The 14636-nt window shown below is 62.5% G+C and carries 16 protein-coding genes; 11 read left to right on the top strand and 5 right to left on the bottom strand.

Annotated features, from left to right (window positions below; translation table 11 throughout):
* Positions 1-25: 25 nt before the first annotated feature.
* From trxA to IFT99_RS15970, 3 genes are all read right to left on the bottom strand, one after another.
* The gene (gene trxA, locus IFT99_RS15960) at positions 26-898 is read right to left on the bottom strand and encodes a thioredoxin (protein WP_192133454.1); all 873 of its coding nucleotides are present in this window, start codon (positions 896-898) and stop codon (positions 26-28) included.
* Positions 899-1001: 103 nt separating this feature from the next.
* On the bottom strand, positions 1002-1658 hold the full coding sequence (locus tag IFT99_RS15965) for a 50S ribosomal protein L11 methyltransferase (protein ID WP_192133456.1): 657 nt from the start codon (positions 1656-1658) through the stop codon (positions 1002-1004).
* Positions 1655-2107 (bottom strand): hypothetical protein, encoded by a 453-nt coding sequence (locus tag IFT99_RS15970; RefSeq protein ID WP_133776016.1) that lies wholly within the window; start codon positions 2105-2107, stop codon positions 1655-1657. The genes IFT99_RS15965 and IFT99_RS15970 overlap by 4 nt, the downstream gene beginning before the upstream one ends.
* A gap of 174 nt (positions 2108-2281) precedes the next feature.
* On the opposite strand from IFT99_RS15970, the gene nrdR reads away from it, so the two are divergent.
* The 11 genes from nrdR to IFT99_RS16025 all read left to right on the top strand — a co-directional run bounded on the left by nrdR (position 2282) and on the right by IFT99_RS16025 (position 10717).
* On the top strand, positions 2282-2746 hold the full coding sequence (gene nrdR / locus IFT99_RS15975; protein ID WP_065988433.1) for a transcriptional regulator NrdR: 465 nt from the start codon (positions 2282-2284) through the stop codon (positions 2744-2746).
* Positions 2747-2748: 2 nt separating this feature from the next.
* Positions 2749-3888, top strand: a complete 1140-nt coding sequence (gene ribD / locus IFT99_RS15980; protein WP_192133458.1) for a bifunctional diaminohydroxyphosphoribosylaminopyrimidine deaminase/5-amino-6-(5-phosphoribosylamino)uracil reductase RibD — start codon at positions 2749-2751, stop codon at positions 3886-3888.
* A gap of 46 nt (positions 3889-3934) precedes the next feature.
* Complete coding sequence (locus IFT99_RS15985) at positions 3935-4606, top strand: riboflavin synthase (protein WP_192133460.1); 672 nt, start codon at positions 3935-3937, stop codon at positions 4604-4606.
* Positions 4607-4623: 17 nt separating this feature from the next.
* Positions 4624-5715: a bifunctional 3,4-dihydroxy-2-butanone-4-phosphate synthase/GTP cyclohydrolase II gene (gene ribBA / locus IFT99_RS15990; protein WP_065988430.1), complete on the top strand. Its 1092-nt coding sequence runs from the start codon at positions 4624-4626 to the stop codon at positions 5713-5715.
* A gap of 148 nt (positions 5716-5863) precedes the next feature.
* Complete coding sequence (gene ribH / locus IFT99_RS15995) at positions 5864-6340, top strand: 6,7-dimethyl-8-ribityllumazine synthase (protein ID WP_037017809.1); 477 nt, start codon at positions 5864-5866, stop codon at positions 6338-6340.
* Positions 6337-6837 carry a transcription antitermination factor NusB gene (gene nusB, locus IFT99_RS16000; RefSeq protein ID WP_065988429.1) on the top strand — a complete coding sequence of 167 codons (501 nt, stop codon included), beginning with the start codon at positions 6337-6339 and terminating at the stop codon, positions 6835-6837. The genes ribH and nusB overlap by 4 nt, the downstream gene beginning before the upstream one ends.
* 37 nt (positions 6838-6874) lie before the next feature.
* Complete coding sequence (gene thiL / locus IFT99_RS16005) at positions 6875-7840, top strand: thiamine-phosphate kinase (protein ID WP_192133462.1); 966 nt, start codon at positions 6875-6877, stop codon at positions 7838-7840.
* Positions 7837-8346, top strand: coding sequence for a phosphatidylglycerophosphatase A family protein (locus IFT99_RS16010; RefSeq protein WP_065988427.1), 510 nt, complete (start codon positions 7837-7839; stop codon positions 8344-8346). The genes thiL and IFT99_RS16010 overlap by 4 nt, the downstream gene beginning before the upstream one ends.
* A gap of 11 nt (positions 8347-8357) precedes the next feature.
* Positions 8358-9149, top strand: a complete 792-nt coding sequence (locus tag IFT99_RS16015) for a substrate-binding periplasmic protein (RefSeq protein ID WP_192133464.1) — start codon at positions 8358-8360, stop codon at positions 9147-9149.
* A 106-nt stretch (positions 9150-9255) separates the two neighbouring features.
* The gene (gene ribA, locus IFT99_RS16020; RefSeq protein ID WP_074891807.1) at positions 9256-9873 is read left to right on the top strand and encodes a GTP cyclohydrolase II; all 618 of its coding nucleotides are present in this window, start codon (positions 9256-9258) and stop codon (positions 9871-9873) included.
* A 46-nt stretch (positions 9874-9919) separates the two neighbouring features.
* Positions 9920-10717 carry a cobalamin-binding protein gene (locus tag IFT99_RS16025; RefSeq protein ID WP_192133466.1) on the top strand — a complete coding sequence of 266 codons (798 nt, stop codon included), beginning with the start codon at positions 9920-9922 and terminating at the stop codon, positions 10715-10717.
* Positions 10718-10734: 17 nt separating this feature from the next.
* Here IFT99_RS16025 and IFT99_RS16030 read toward each other — a convergent pair whose 3' ends face one another.
* Together IFT99_RS16030 and dxs are read right to left on the bottom strand one after the other, a co-directional pair.
* Positions 10735-12618, bottom strand: a complete 1884-nt coding sequence (locus IFT99_RS16030) for a TonB-dependent receptor domain-containing protein (protein ID WP_192133468.1) — start codon at positions 12616-12618, stop codon at positions 10735-10737.
* Positions 12619-12684: 66 nt separating this feature from the next.
* Complete coding sequence (gene dxs, locus IFT99_RS16035; protein WP_065988423.1) at positions 12685-14574, bottom strand: 1-deoxy-D-xylulose-5-phosphate synthase; 1890 nt, start codon at positions 14572-14574, stop codon at positions 12685-12687.
* Between the last annotated feature and the right edge of the window lie 62 nt (positions 14575-14636).

A 14636-nucleotide genomic window follows, 5' to 3' on the forward strand; every position in this document is an offset into this window, starting at 1 on the left:
GTAGGACGAGCTTCAGCCGGGAAGGCTAGTAAAGCGCCGCAAACAACCGACGACGATAGGTAGTCACCAGCGGATGATCGTTCCCCAGCAAGTCGAACACCTGCAGCAGCGTCTTGTGCGGCTGGCCTTCGTTGTAGCTGCGGTTCCGGACGAACAGCTTGAGCAGTCCCTCCAACGCGGCTTCGTATTGCTGACGGGACAATTGCTGGATCGCCAACTGGTGCGCGGCTTCATCGTCCTGCGGGTTCTGCGCCAGGCGCGATTTCAGCTCAGCGGCGTCAGGCACCGCGGCGGCTTCGGCCAGAAACGTCAATTGCGCCTTCGCTCCGGCCAGCGCGGCTTTGTGCTCATCGCCTTTCACCGCGTCCAGCACCGTGCGGGCTTCCGTCAGCTCGCCGCGTTCGGCCAGGCAACGCGCGTACAGAATCAGGGCCGCAGCATTGGTGTTGTCCTCGGCGAGGATGGTCTGCAGGACCGCTTCGGCTTCGGCGAAATGGCTCTCGGCGAACATCGCCTGCGCGGTTTTCAGCGGGTCGGCGGCGGCTGGCGGCGGCATCTGCACATGGGGCTCAAGCAGCGCGCGGATTTGCGATTCAGGCTGGGCGCCGGAGAACCCATCCACCGGTTGGCCGTCCTTGAACAGCACCACAGTAGGCAGGCTGCGAATGCCGAAGCGCGCCACGATGTCCTGTTCAGCGTCGCAGTCGACCTTGGCCAGCAGCAATTCGCCCTGATAACTCTCGGCAATCTGCTGCAGCAGCGGCATCAGCACCTTGCACGGCGCACACCACTCGGCCCAGAAATCCACCAGCACGGGTTTGTGAAAGGAGTTCTCGATGACCATCTGATCGAAAGTGGCGGTGGTGGCATCGAAGATGTACGGCGTGTCCTGGCTCATCGCGGGTCTCGAAAGAAGGCTTGATGGCGCGAACTATAAAGGGCTGGGGGGATTGTCGGAAGCGCGGTTGATGCCTGTCGCTAAATTGCAGGCGCTAAGCGAGTCATGACCTGACCGCATGGTAAAGACTCACCCTGCGAAACTCCCACGGTTCGGCCAGATCGGGCAGCGTCAGCGCCTCAAGAATGCCCAGCCGCCGATACAGAGGATGCTGGAAATCCCGCACCCGGGAATCAGCCACCAACGCTTGTTTCCCCCGACTGAGAAACTGATCCAGCAGCGGCAGGTTGGCGCGGTCGTACAGCACGTCCGCCACCAGGATCAGGTCGAAGCGATCTTCCTCGGCGAAGAAGTCGCCCGAATACCCAAGCGTCACGCCGTTCAGCTCGGCGTTGGCCCGGCAGGCCTCGATGGCCTGCGGATCGAGATCGCACGCAACCACTTCAAGGGCGCCGGCTTTCATCGCCGCAATGCCTGCGACGCCCGAGCCTGCGCCGAAATCCAGCACCCGCTTGCCCGCGACCCACTGCGGCTGCTCGGCAATAAAGCGCGCCAGCGCCAGGCCACTGGCCCAACAGAAACTCCAGTAGGGCGGGTCTTCAAGAATGCGCCGGGTTTCTTCGGGGCTGAACGCGCGATCCATATTGTTCGCGTCGATCAGCCACAACCTCAGGTCCGTGCCCGGTAGCGCTTCGGCCACCAGTTGCGCATCGCCCAGCAGCTCGCTCAATGCGGCTTGCAGGTGAAGCGGAGCGGTCACGGCGCGGGAGCGAATTGCAACTGACCCAGCGCCTGAGTGGTGGGTTGAGTGATCAGCACGGACGGCAGATGCAGAATCAGCTGGCCCGACTTGCTGGCGCGACCACGCAGCTCCACGCGCGCGCCCACCGGGAAGGCTTCGGGATTGAAGCGCAACTGGAACGGCAGCGACTGGTTGTTTCCCACCAGTTTGGTGCTAGTCAGCAGCTTTTGCGGGCGGTTGCGATCGTCAATGACCAGCAACGCCAGTTCGACCTCTGCGCCGGCCGGCACGCCCAGCAACTGGCCGCTCAGTTCGCGCTGGAAGGGCTGCAGCGGACCTTGCCCTTCCGGCAGCGTAATGGCGTTGGGGGCAGGCTTGGCGGGGGCGGCAGGTTTCGGCGCCTCGGCCGTGCTGCAGGCAGCGAGCAGGCCCACAAGGCTGATTACAGCAAGCGTACGTAGCGTCATGAACAGCTCCAGAAAAAGCAGAATGCGGGCGGGATACGCACGGGATAGCGCAGTATCGCTGAGTGCGGCGGGTTTCACCGCACTGAATGCGCGTCTATATACCTCAAAGCCTCGCACTTGTCTTGCCAGCGAGATGCGCTACCATGGCCCTCCCTTTTTTTGTTGCCTGCCACCATGCACTGTCCCTTTTGCGGTGCCAACGACACCAAAGTCATTGACTCGCGCCTTGTTGCTGAAGGCGATCAGGTTCGCCGCCGCCGTGAATGCGTCGCCTGCGAAGAACGCTTCACCACATTCGAAACCGCTGAACTGGTTCTGCCCCGGCTGATCAAGCAGGACGGCAGCCGTCAGCCCTTCGACGAAGAGAAGCTGCGCGCCGGCATGCAGCGCGCGCTGGAAAAGCGCCCGGTCAGTGTCGAACGTCTGGAAGCGGCCCTGGCCCACATCAAAAGCAAGCTGCGCGCGACCGGCGAGCGTGAGGTCAAATCGCTGATCGTCGGTGAGCTGGTGATGGGCGAATTGCAAAAGCTCGATGAAGTGGCCTACATCCGCTTTGCTTCTGTTTATCGGCGGTTTCAGGACCTCAACGAATTCCGCGAAGAAATCGACCGACTGGCTCGCGAGCCGGTTAAAGAGTGAGCATGACCTCCACAGAGCAAAGCGTGCTCGACGCAGCCTATATGGCGCGGGCGCTGGAACTGGCGCGCAAGGGCGTCTACTCGACGCACCCCAACCCGCGAGTCGGCTGCGTGATCGTCCGTGATGGCGAGATTGTCGGTGAAGGCTGGCACGTCCGCGCCGGTGAACCCCACGCCGAGGTGCATGCCCTGCGCCAGGCGGGCGACAAGGCAAAGGACGCGACCGCTTACGTCACCCTCGAACCCTGCAGTCATCATGGCCGCACCCCGCCGTGCGCCGACGCGCTGGTCAACGCCGGTGTGGCGCGCGTGGTCGCCGCGATGCAAGACCCTAATCCCGACGTGGCCGGCCGTGGCCTGTTGCGCCTGATGAGCGCGGGCATTGCGGTGCAGAGCGGCGTGCTCGAAAGCGAAGCGCGGGCGTTGAACAAAGGGTTTCTCAAGCGCATGGAACACGGCCTGCCGTACGTGCGGGTCAAGCTGGCGATGAGCCTCGACGGACGCACGGCCATGGCCAGCGGTGAAAGCCAGTGGATCACCGGCCCCGAAGCGCGCTCGGCTGTGCAGCGCCTGCGAGCGCAGTCGAGTGTGGTGCTGACCGGCGCCGATACCGTGCTTGCCGATAACGCGCGACTCACCGTGCGGCCTGACGAGTTGGGCCTGAACGCCGAACTGACTGCCCTGGCCGCGACCCGACCGCCGTTGCGCGTGTTGATCGATGGGCGCTTGCGGGTGCCCCTCGATGCGCCTTTCTTTAAAGCGGGCAATGCGCTGGTGGTGACCTGCGCGGCTGCCTCGGCCCGCGAGCGTTACCACGACGAAGGTCACGACATGCTGGCGCTGCCGAGCAGTGGCGGGCACGTCGATCTGCGCAAGTTGCTGATCGAACTGGCCGCCCGCGGCGTCAACGACGTGCTGGTCGAGGCCGGGCCCAAGCTCGCTGGCGCGTTTACCCGGCTCGGTCTGGTGGATGAATACCAGATCTTCGTGGCGGGCAAGTTCATGGGCTCGTCGGCGCGGCCGTTGCTGGACCTGCCGCTGGCGCAGATGAGCGAAGCGCTCGAACTCAAGATTGTTGAAATGCGTGCAGTCGGCAATGACTGGCGAGTCATTGCGATACCCGCGTCGCACCCCGGCGTATAATTCCGGCTTTCGCGTTCAGCGCTGGCCCTGTTTTCCAGGAGCACCCATGTTTACCGGCATAATCGAATCCATCGGCAGCATCCGCGCCATCACTCCGAAAGGCGGCGACGTCCGCGTCTACGTAGAGACCGGCAAGCTCGACCTCTCCGACGTCAAGATGGGCGACAGCATTGCGGTCAACGGGGTCTGCCTGACCGCCGTTGAATTGCCAGGCGACGGCTTCTGGGCCGACGTCAGCCGCGAAACCTTGAACGTCACTGCGTTCGTCGATCTGAAAACGGGCAGCCGGGTCAATCTGGAAAAAGCCCTGACCCCGACCACGCGCCTGGGTGGCCATCTGGTCAGCGGCCACGTCGACGGCGTCGGCGAAGTGCTGTCCCGGGAAGAAAACGCCCGTGCGATCCAGTTCCGCCTGCGCGCCCCCCGCGAGCTGGCCAAGTACATCTCCCACAAAGGCTCGATCACCGTCGACGGCACCAGCCTGACCGTTAACGCAGTCAATGGCGCCGAGTTCGAGCTGACCATCGTCCCGCACACCCTCGCCGAAACCATCATGGGCGACTACCGCGCAGGCCGTAAGATCAACCTGGAAGTCGACCTGCTGGCGCGTTACCTCGAGCGTTTGCTGCTCGGTGACAAAGCGGCCGACCCGACGCCGGCCCAGGGCGGCAACATTTCTGAAAGCTTTCTGGCCGCCAACGGCTACCTCAAATCCTGAATCGAAGGGGGTGCCGCGTGGCGCTCAACAGCATCGAAGAACTGGTTGAAGACATTCGCCAAGGCAAGATGGTCATCCTCATGGATGACGAAGACCGCGAGAACGAAGGCGATCTGATCATGGCCTCCGAGTGCGTCAAGGCCGAGCACATCAACTTCATGGCGCGTTATGCCCGTGGCCTGATCTGCATGCCGATGACCCGCGAGCGCTGCGAAACCCTGAAACTGCCGTTGATGGCGCCGCGCAATGGCTCGGGCTTCGGCACCAAGTTCACCGTGTCCATCGAAGCCGCCGAAGGCGTCACCACCGGGATCTCCGCCGCCGACCGCGCGCGCACCGTTCAGGCGGCTGCGGCCAAAGAGGCCAGAGCCGAAGACATCGTCAGCCCTGGCCACATCTTCCCGTTGATGGCCCAGGCCGGCGGCACATTGTCCCGCGCAGGTCATACCGAAGCAGCCTGCGATCTGGCGCGCATGGCCGGTTTCGAGCCGACCGGCGTGATCTGTGAAGTCATGAACGACGACGGCACCATGTCCCGTCGCACGGAGCTGGAAGCTTTCGCGGCCGAGCACAACATCAAGATCGGCACCATCGCCGACCTGATCCATTACCGGATGATCCACGAACGTACCGTTCAGCGGATTGCCGAACAGCCCCTCGACAGCGAACTGGGCCATTTCAATCTGGTGACCTACCGCGATTCCGTTGAAGGCGACGTCCACCTGGCGCTGACGCTGGGCAAGATCTGCGCAGAAGAAGCCACGTTGGTTCGCGTGCACAACATGGACCCGCTGCGCGACCTGTTGATGGTCAGACAGCCCGGCCGCTGGAGCCTGCGCGCTGCCATGAAGACTGTGGCCGAGGCTGGAAGCGGCGTGGTGCTGCTGCTCGGTCACCCACTCGATGGCGACACGGTTCTGGCCCATGTGCGTGAAACCGCCGGCGGCACACCGATCAAGACGCCGACCACTTACAGTACCGTCGGTGCCGGTTCGCAGATCCTTCGTGACCTCGGCGTGCGCAAAATGCGCTTGATGAGTTCACCAATGAAGTTCAATGCGATATCCGGTTTCGATCTGGAAGTTGTAGAATATGTGCCCTCCGAATAAAGGCCGGCAGGTGACAGGCCCCGACAGCATTCAGCCGTTGGTGGTTTTTGTCCCGGCAGTCGCCCGATTCGTGGCCTAAAATCCCTGAAAGCGCGCGCCCTATGCGCGCTTTCATGCTCTTTAATACGAGAACACGAGACTCAGCCGAATGACCCTGAAGACCATCGAAGGTACCTTCATCGCCCCCCAAGGTCGCTATGCCCTGGTGGTTGGCCGCTTCAACAGCTTCGTCGTCGAAAGCCTCGTCAGCGGTGCCGTTGATGCCCTGGTTCGCCATGGCGTGAGCGAAAGCGACATCACCATCATCCGCGCACCGGGCGCGTTCGAAATCCCGCTGGTGGTGCAGAAGGTCGCTCAACGCAGCGAATTTGCTGCCATCATCGCGCTCGGCGCCGTCATTCGTGGCGGCACCCCGCACTTCGAATACGTTGCTGGCGAATGCACCAAGGGCCTGTCCCAGGTGTCCATGGAGTTCGGCGTGCCGGTCGCCTTCGGCGTCCTGACTGTTGATTCCATCGAGCAGGCGATCGAGCGTTCCGGCACCAAGGCCGGTAATAAAGGCGCCGAAGCTGCGCTGTCCGCCATTGAGATGGTCAGCCTGTTGGCGCAGTTGGAGGCCAAGTGATTAACGACGAAAGCGATCAGTTCAACCCGCGTGATCCACGTGCGGCAGACGCCGGCAAGCCCTCCAAAAGCGAAAAGCGCCGCGCAGCTCGCCAGATGGCGATGCAAGCCCTCTACCAGCGCCACATGGCTGGTCAGTCGTTGAACGAAATCGAAGCCCAATTCCGCGTCGACAACGACTTCACCTCCGTCGATGCGAGCTATTTCCACGACATCCTGCACGGTGTCCCGGCCAATCAGGACAAGATCGACGCGGCGCTGGCGCCTTGTCTGGACCTGACCATCGAAGAGCTGGACCCTGTTGAACTCGCTGTCCTGCGTCTGTCGACCTGGGAGCTGCTGGAGCGCATCGACGTGCCGTACCGTGTGGTCATCAACGAAGGCATCGAGCTGGCGAAAGTCTACGGTTCGACCGACGGCCACAAGTTCGTCAACGGCGTGCTCGACAAGCTGGCTCCGCGTCTGCGCGAAGTCGAAGTGAAGGCGCACAAGCGCTGAGGCTTCTGGGTTTCTCCAGAACCTGAGCGTCTCCGCCATGGGCGAGTTCGAGCTGATCCGCAATTACTTTGCCGCTGCGCCCTGCGCGCAGCCCGGCGAAGGCGTTGCCTTGGGGATCGGCGACGACTGCGCCCTGTTGTCGGTGGCCGCTGGCGAGCAACTCGCCATCTCCACTGACACGCTGGTCGCCGGGGTGCATTTCCCCGACGCCTGCGATCCTTTCTTGCTTGGCCAGCGCGCACTCGGCGTGTCGGCCAGCGACCTGGCCGCCATGGGCGCCAGTCCCCTTGCATTCACCCTTGCCCTGACCCTGCCGCAGGTTTCCGCCGACTGGCTGGAAGCGTTCGCCCGTGGTTTGAATACCATTGCCCAGAGCTGCGGCCTGCGCCTGATCGGCGGCGACACCACGCGCGGTCCCTTGAGCCTGACCCTTACTGTCTTCGGCACAGTCCCGACCGGGCAGGCCTTGACCCGAAGCGGCGCGCGGCCTGGCGATTTGTTGTGCGTGGGCGGTCCGCTGGGCGACGCGGCCGGGGCGCTGCCGTTGGTGTTGAACCAGCGCAGCACCGAGGCGTCTACCACTCAGGCCTTGCTGGCGCATTACTGGTCGCCGCAGCCGCAGTTCGAGTTGGGCATTGCGTTACGCGGCAGGGCCAGCGCGGCGCTGGACATCTCCGACGGACTGCTCGCCGACTGTGGACACATCGCAGCGGCATCGGGCGTGCGTTTGCTGGTGGAGCGCGAGAAAGTGCCGATGTCTGACGCGCTGCTGACGTTTTTCGGGCCTGACGCTGCGTTGAATGCCGCGCTCAGTGGGGGCGATGACTACAGACTGGCTTTCACGTTGCCGCCATCATGGCTGGCTGAACTGCAGGCTGCCGGCTTGCCTGTTTTCGTTCTGGGTCGAGTGGTCGAAGGTCGCGGCGTGGCGCTGATTGACCCACTTGGGCAGGACGTCACCCCGTTGACTCGGGGCTATCAACATTTTCAGGAGACACGGTGACAGATCATCCTAATCAGGTCCCGGCGGAAAACGTTCCCCCGTCGGTATGGACCAATCCGTGGCATTTCCTGGCCTTCGGTTTCGGCTCAGGCACACTGCCCAAAGCGCCCGGCACCTGGGGCTCGATGGTCGCCGTGCCGTTCATCCCGTTGTGGCAAATGCTGCCGGACTGGGGCTATTGGCTGATGCTCGGCCTGACCATGCTGTTCGGCTTCTGGCTGTGCGGCAAGGTGGCCGATGACCTGCGCGTCCACGACCACGAAGGCATCGTCTGGGACGAGATGGTCGGCATGTGGATCACCCTGTGGCTGGTGCCCGAAGGCTGGGTCTGGCTGCTGGTGGGTTTCCTGGTGTTCCGCTTTTTCGACATCCTCAAGCCCTGGCCCATCCACTGGATCGACAAGCACGTGCACGGGGGCGTCGGCATCATGCTCGATGATGTGCTGGCCGGTGTGTTCGCATGGCTGGCGATGCAAGGGCTGGTCTGGTTGTGGGCCGTGATGTAGGGGCTGCGCTCATGAGGCGTTCAGGCGGGGTATGGCTGCTGAGTCTGGCGTTGATGATGACGAGTGTGTGGGCGACTGCCGGCGCTGCAACCATTGCACCGATGTCTGACAAACCCTCCGACATCCTGCTGGTGAGCGAGCACTGGATTCGCTACACCGAAACCGACGGCACGGGGCTGGGTTGGGAACTGATGCGGGAGATCTTCGAGCCGGCTGGCGTCAAGGTCGAGCAGCGCATCGAGCCCTACACCCGCGCGGTCGGGCTGGTGCAGCGCGGCGAGGCCGATGCCTGGATTGCCGCCTACAAGGGTGAGGTCGAGGGCGCGCTTTATTCAAAGTGGCACTACGACACAGACGAAATCTACACACTGGGTCTGGCGTCGAAGCCGCCCCCTTCGCTACAGACGCTGGGCAAATATCGTCTGGCCTGGGTCCGTGGCTACGAGTATCAGCACTACCTGCCCAACGTGATGCACTTCAACGAAGTCGCCCGGCGTGACCACATTGTGCCGATGCTTGAATATGGGCGCGCGGATCTGTACATCGATGCCAAGCCGGAGATGGACTTCATCCTCGCGCAGACCAGCGACCCGCAGCGCTATCGACTGACCTACCTCACTGCGATTCCTCTGTATCTCGGCTTCGCGGATACTCCCCGAGGGCATGCGCTGCGGGATCTGTTTGACGTGCGGATGAGCGATCTGGTGCGCAGCGGCAAGCTGCGGCCGATCTTCGCGCGCTGGAAGCATGCGTATCCATTCGATTCAGGCGATGCTCAGTCCCGCGCTGGCGAGAGCCACTGATCAAACGAGTTGATCTGATTGGCTCACAATTCAGCCTAAGCGTCTGTCGGAACCTGCTGTTACAATGTTGCGAATTTCCAGCCCTCATACTGATCAGGAGCACCCGGTGCCCGTCGTATTTGTCGCGGCTTCCAAGCTGCCTACCCCCTTTGCCACTTTCAAGATGAATGGCTTTCTCGAGCAGGAAAACGGTCGCGAGCATGTCGTGCTGACCTTGGGCGATGTATCCGATGGCGCCCCGGTGCTTGGGCGTGTGCATTCCGAATGCCTGACGGGTGATGCGCTATTCAGTCAGCGCTGCGATTGCGGTTCCCAGCTTGAAGCGGCGTTGCGCGCCATCGCCGCCGAAGGCCGTGGCGTGCTGTTGTACCTGCGCCAGGAAGGCCGCGGCATTGGTTTGATGAACAAGATCCGCGCGTATGAATTGCAGGACGGCGGTGCCGACACCGTTGAAGCCAACGAGCGCCTGGGCTTCGCCGCTGACCAGCGCGATTACGGCATTTGCCTGCCGATGCTTGAGCACCTGGGCATCAAGTCTCTGCGTTTGATGACCAATAATCCGCGCAAGGTCAAAGCGCTGACCGACATGGGCATCACCGTCGCCGAGCGCGTGCCGCTGCACACCGGCCACAACCCGCACAACAAGCTCTATCTGGCGACCAAGGCCGGCAAGCTGGGTCATATGATGGGCAACGAGCATCAGAGCGAAGTCGACCCGGCATGACACGCGGCAGCCTGCGCCGTGGTCTTGCGCAGGCTCGACGCGCTTGATGCGCCCACTGAGTGCCTGCCTGCTGTTGCTGATCGCTTTTCAGGCCGGCGCTGCACAGCGGGTCGTCAGCCTCGCACCCTCTCTTACCGAAATCGTTATCGAACTGGATGCTGCCGATCTGTTGGTCGGCGTGCTCGATGGCGGCCCGCGCCCGGAGAAGGTCGCGGGCCTGCCTTCGGTGGGCCGATACGCGCAGCTCGACATCGAGCGCCTGCTCAGTTTGCAGCCCGATCTTTTGCTGCTATGGCCCGGCAGCGTCAGCGCGGCCCAGCGCGATCAGTTGAAGCGCCTCAACATTCCCACCTACACCGCTGAGCCTCACACGCTGAACGAGCTGGCTGATCAGATCGAACAGATGGGTGAGCGCCTTGGCCGCGCTGACCGTGGACGACAGGCAGCGAAGGACTTCCGTGAGCGATTGGCCGCGTTGCGTGAGCGGTATCGACGCGATGCCCCGTTGAAAGTCTTTTACCAAGTGTGGGATCAGCCGCTCTATACGGTAGGCGGGGGGCAGATCATCAGCGATGCACTGACCGTGTGCGGCGCACGCAGCGTCTTTGATGACCTCAAACTGCCTGCGCCTCAGGTCAGTCTCGAGTCAGTGCTGCAGCGCGACCCGGACGTGATTCTGGCCAGTGATGCCGTGTTGTTGCCAGGATGGAAGACTTGGTCGCAGTTGAAGGCGGTGAAAGCCGGCCGCCTGCTTGCCGTGCCCGACAAAGGCCTCGAACGAGCCAGCGGGCAAATGGTGGGCGCGGTGGCGAAAGTGTGCAGCGTGATCGCGCCAGATCGCTAAATCAGGCGGCTATACATTTACAGCGTCGGCGTCCAGGTCACGCCAAACATCCACGTCCGGCCCTCTTCGCGATAGCCGTAATTGCTGCCATCGAAGCTGTACAGCGTGCGACTGTAACGTTTGTCCAAGGCGTTATCCAGCTTGAACTCCAGCTTCACGTCGTCGCTGGCCTTCCAACTGCTGCGCAAACCGAACAACGAATAACCTCCGACATGCTGGGTGTTGGCCTCGTCGTTGTAGCTGTCACTGACGGCCTGCCAGCTGGCGCCGACGCCGAGCCGATCAAACTGCCGATCAATATCGAGATTCAGGGTGCGGCGAGCGCGACGGTTGAGCGTGTGCCCAGTGTCTCGGTCACGCGGGTCGATGACCGACGCCCCAAGCTTGCCGGTCCAGCCGAACAGTTGCTGCTCAAGGGACCCTTCGAAACCATTGATCCGTGCCGAGCCGATGTTCTGGGGGCGAAAGTCGCTGTCGAGGGCGATCGCGTCCTGCAGGTCGGTGCGATAGAGCGAAGCCTCAAGACGGGCGGTTTCGCTCAGACGACTGCGCCATTGCAGCTCGTAGCTTTTGGAGTGCTCGGGCTTGAGATCCGCGTTGCTGAAATCCGGGTAATACAGGTCATTGAATGTCGGCGCGCGGAAGCCTTCGCTGTAGGAAAGCAGCACGTCGTTGGCGTCATTGAGCGGAACGGTGACCGTGCCGCTCCAGGTGTTCTGGCTGCCGAACTGCTCATTCTGATCATGGCGCAGGCCCAGCTCGGTGGAGAAATGCTCGCTTTTGAAACGGTGCTGAACGAACACCGCGCGGTTCCAGCGGCTGTCCTCCTCGAACGCCGTGCTGCTGTTGACACGGTCCTCGTACCAGTCGCCCCCCAGCGTCAGGCTATTGCGCTCGTCCAGCGTCAGGTCGTTCTGCCAATTGACCGAGTCGCGGTAGGTGTTGAACACGTAGTGATCGTCGCTCAGCTTGTCCAGCGTCTTCTCGCGGTTCTCGCTATGGCCCAGTTCCAGACGGGTTTTCCAGGTCTGGTTGATGCGGGCGTCGACGTAAGTGCCGAGGCTGCTCAGCTCAAACTTGCTGTATTGCTGCTGACCCACGGTGTCGAACGTGACCGGGTCGAACAGACCGAACGGGTTGTCGAACTCGGTCTTGCCCCGGTTATCCAGCGCGTTGAGACCCACTTCCACGTCGTCGTTGAGCCAGTGGCTGAGGCTCAGGCTCAGGAATTTATTGCGGTAGGCGTCGTGGTCGTCATCGCTGGCGAAGGACGGGCCGGTACGGTTGATGCCTGCCGTTTCATCCAAACTGGTACTGAGGTTGAAATGCGTTTGCTGGTCGCCACCCGACAGACCGAGGCTCTGCTGCTGCGTGCCGCGATTGCCGAAACCCGTATGCAGCCGAGCTTGCAGCCCTTGCTCGGCGCCTCGTCGGGTGAATATCTGAATCACCCCGCCAATGGCGTCCGCGCCGTAGATGACCGAACGTGAACCGCGCAGCACTTCCACGCGCTCGATCTGCTCGACGTCGAGGTATTGCAGGTTACTGTCCGCCGACGTGGCATTGGCAATGCGCTGGCCATCGACCAACACCAGACTCTGCGCAGCCTTGGTCCCGCGAATGAAAATCCCCGGCAAACTGCCCCGGCCGCCGCTGGGCGCCACTTGCACACCGGGGACACGACTCAGCAGGTCAGTGACGCTACTCGGTTGCAGCCGCTCGATGTCAGCGCGAGTGAACACGGTGTTCGCCGCACTGCTGGCGTCCCGCTGTTCGACCTGACGATTGCTGCTGATCAGCACACTGTCCAGCTTCAGGGCGCGTTCGCGATCAGGCTGATCGGCAAAGACCTGCGTGGCGGGGATCAGGGAGAAGGCGAGGGCAAGACGGGAAAGGGTCATTTGATTGATCGCATAACTTGCAGGCATGACCGGGGTGGACTGCACCTCGGTCACGCTTGCGAGAGGCTACATCTTCAACAGGCGCTGGTTGATCGACGCTTCGATGCCAGCGACATCCAGCCCGCACTCAGCCAGCATCTGCGCTGGTTTGGCGTGCTCGACGTACACATCCGGCAGGCCCAGGTGCAGGACCGACTTGAGAATGTTCTCCCGCGCCAGGAACTCGCTGACCGCCGCGCCCGCGCCACCCATGATGGCGTTTTCTTCGATCGTCACGAGCAGGTCGTGGCTGCCGGCCATTTCGCGCACCAGTGACTCGTCCAGCGGTTTGACGAAGCGCATGTCGACCACGGTCGCATCAAGCTTCTCCGCCACGATTAGCGCTTCGGTCAACTGCACGCCGAACACCAGCATGGCGACTTTGCTGCCTTGACGGCGAACCACACCCTTGCCGATTTCCAGCGGTTCGAGACGGCTCTCGATCACGGCATTGGGACCGTTGCCGCGCGGGTAACGCACGGCTGCGGGGCCTTTGAACAGATGGCCGGTGGTGAGCATCTTGCGAAGCTCGTTTTCATCGCTCGGCGTCATGACCAGCATGCCGGGGATGCAGCGCAGGTACGACAGATCGAAACTGCCGGCGTGGGTCGGGCCGTCTTCGCCCACCAGACCCGCGCGGTCGATGGCGAACAACACGTCCAGATTCTGCACGGCCACGTCATGAATCAGTTGGTCGTAACCGCGTTGCAGGAACGTCGAATAAATCGCCACAACCGGCTTGGCGCCTTCGCAGGCCATGCCCGCCGCCAGCGTCACCGCGTGCTGCTCGGCGATGGCGACGTCGAAATAGCGCTCCGGGAAACGTTCGCTGAACGCCACCAGATCCGAGCCTTCTTTCATGGCAGGCGTGATGCCGACCAGACGTTCGTCCGCTTCCGCCATGTCGCACAGCCACTGGCCGAACACGCCGGAATACTTGGGGCCGCCGGCTTTTTTGGGCACGACAGGTGCGTTCAGCGGGTCAAGCTTGGTAATCGCGTGATAGCCGATCGGATCGACCTCGGCCGGCGCGAAGCCTTTGCCTTTCTTGGTGACCACGTGCAGGAACTGCGGACCCTTGAGGTCACGCATGTTGCGCAGGGTGGCGATCAGGATAGGCAAGTCGTGTCCGTCGATCGGACCGATGTAGTTCCAGCCGAGTTCTTCGAACAACGTGCCGGGGACCAGCATGCCTTTGGCATATTCCTCGGTACGACGGGCGATTTCCCACGCGCCGGGCAGACGCGACAGTACTTTCTTGCTGCCTTCGCGCATGCTCGTGTAAGTGCGGCTTGAGAGAATTTTCGCCAGATAATTCGACAGCCCGCCAACGTTGCGCGAGATCGACATGTCGTTGTCGTTGAGGATCACCAGCATGTCGGCGCTGACTTCGGGGGCGTGGTTCAGCGCTTCGAAGGCCATGCCGGCGGTCAGTGCGCCGTCGCCGATCACGGCAATGGACTTGCGCTCACTGCCTTGCAGCCGGGAGGCGATCGCCATGCCCAGCGCGGCGCTGATGGAGGTGCTGGAGTGACCGACGCCGAAGGTGTCGTATTCACTCTCGCTGCGACGCGGGAATGCCGCCACTCCGCCTTTCTGGCGCAGGGTCGACATGTGTTCGCGACGACCCGTGAGGATTTTGTGCGGGTACGCTTGGTGACCGACGTCCCAGACCAGCCGGTCGTCGGGGGTATCGAAGACGTAGTGCAAGGCCACGGTCAGTTCGATGACGCCGAGGCCGGCGCCGAAATGGCCGCCGGTCTGGCCGACGGTGTAGAGCAGCTCCAGGCGCAGTTCGTCAGCCAGGGCTTCAAGCTCTGCTTCACCTAAGCGGCGCAGGCCGTCCGGCGTCACTGCCTTGTCGAGCAGGGGCGTGGACGGGCGCTCGCGGGGAATCTCTTTGAACGTCGTGGGCATCAGGCGAATCGTTATAAGTAAAAGAGGCGGCAGTTTACCTGATGCATTGCCGGCTGCGCACG

Source organism: Pseudomonas sp. CFBP 8772, from assembly GCF_014841665.1.
Taxonomy (GTDB): domain Bacteria; phylum Pseudomonadota; class Gammaproteobacteria; order Pseudomonadales; family Pseudomonadaceae; genus Aquipseudomonas; species Aquipseudomonas graminis_B.

Excerpts from the sequence above, each read along its gene's own strand:
- IFT99_RS16025 (WP_192133466.1), top strand. The coding sequence starts at position 9,920 with ATGCGCCCACTGAGTGCCTGCCTGCTGTTGCTGATCGCTTTTCAGGCC.
- ribD (WP_192133458.1), top strand. The coding sequence starts at position 2,749 with ATGACCTCCACAGAGCAAAGCGTGCTCGACGCAGCCTATATGGCGCGG.
- IFT99_RS16015 (WP_192133464.1), top strand. The coding sequence starts at position 8,358 with ATGAGGCGTTCAGGCGGGGTATGGCTGCTGAGTCTGGCGTTGATGATG.
- ribH (WP_037017809.1), top strand. The coding sequence starts at position 5,864 with ATGACCCTGAAGACCATCGAAGGTACCTTCATCGCCCCCCAAGGTCGC.
- IFT99_RS15985 (WP_192133460.1), top strand. The coding sequence starts at position 3,935 with ATGTTTACCGGCATAATCGAATCCATCGGCAGCATCCGCGCCATCACT.
- IFT99_RS15970 (WP_133776016.1), bottom strand. The coding sequence starts at position 2,107 with ATGACGCTACGTACGCTTGCTGTAATCAGCCTTGTGGGCCTGCTCGCT.
- nrdR (WP_065988433.1), top strand. The coding sequence starts at position 2,282 with ATGCACTGTCCCTTTTGCGGTGCCAACGACACCAAAGTCATTGACTCG.
- trxA (WP_192133454.1), bottom strand. The coding sequence starts at position 898 with ATGAGCCAGGACACGCCGTACATCTTCGATGCCACCACCGCCACTTTC.
- dxs (WP_065988423.1), bottom strand. The coding sequence starts at position 14,574 with ATGCCCACGACGTTCAAAGAGATTCCCCGCGAGCGCCCGTCCACGCCC.
- IFT99_RS16030 (WP_192133468.1), bottom strand. The coding sequence starts at position 12,618 with ATGACCCTTTCCCGTCTTGCCCTCGCCTTCTCCCTGATCCCCGCCACG.
- thiL (WP_192133462.1), top strand. The coding sequence starts at position 6,875 with ATGGGCGAGTTCGAGCTGATCCGCAATTACTTTGCCGCTGCGCCCTGC.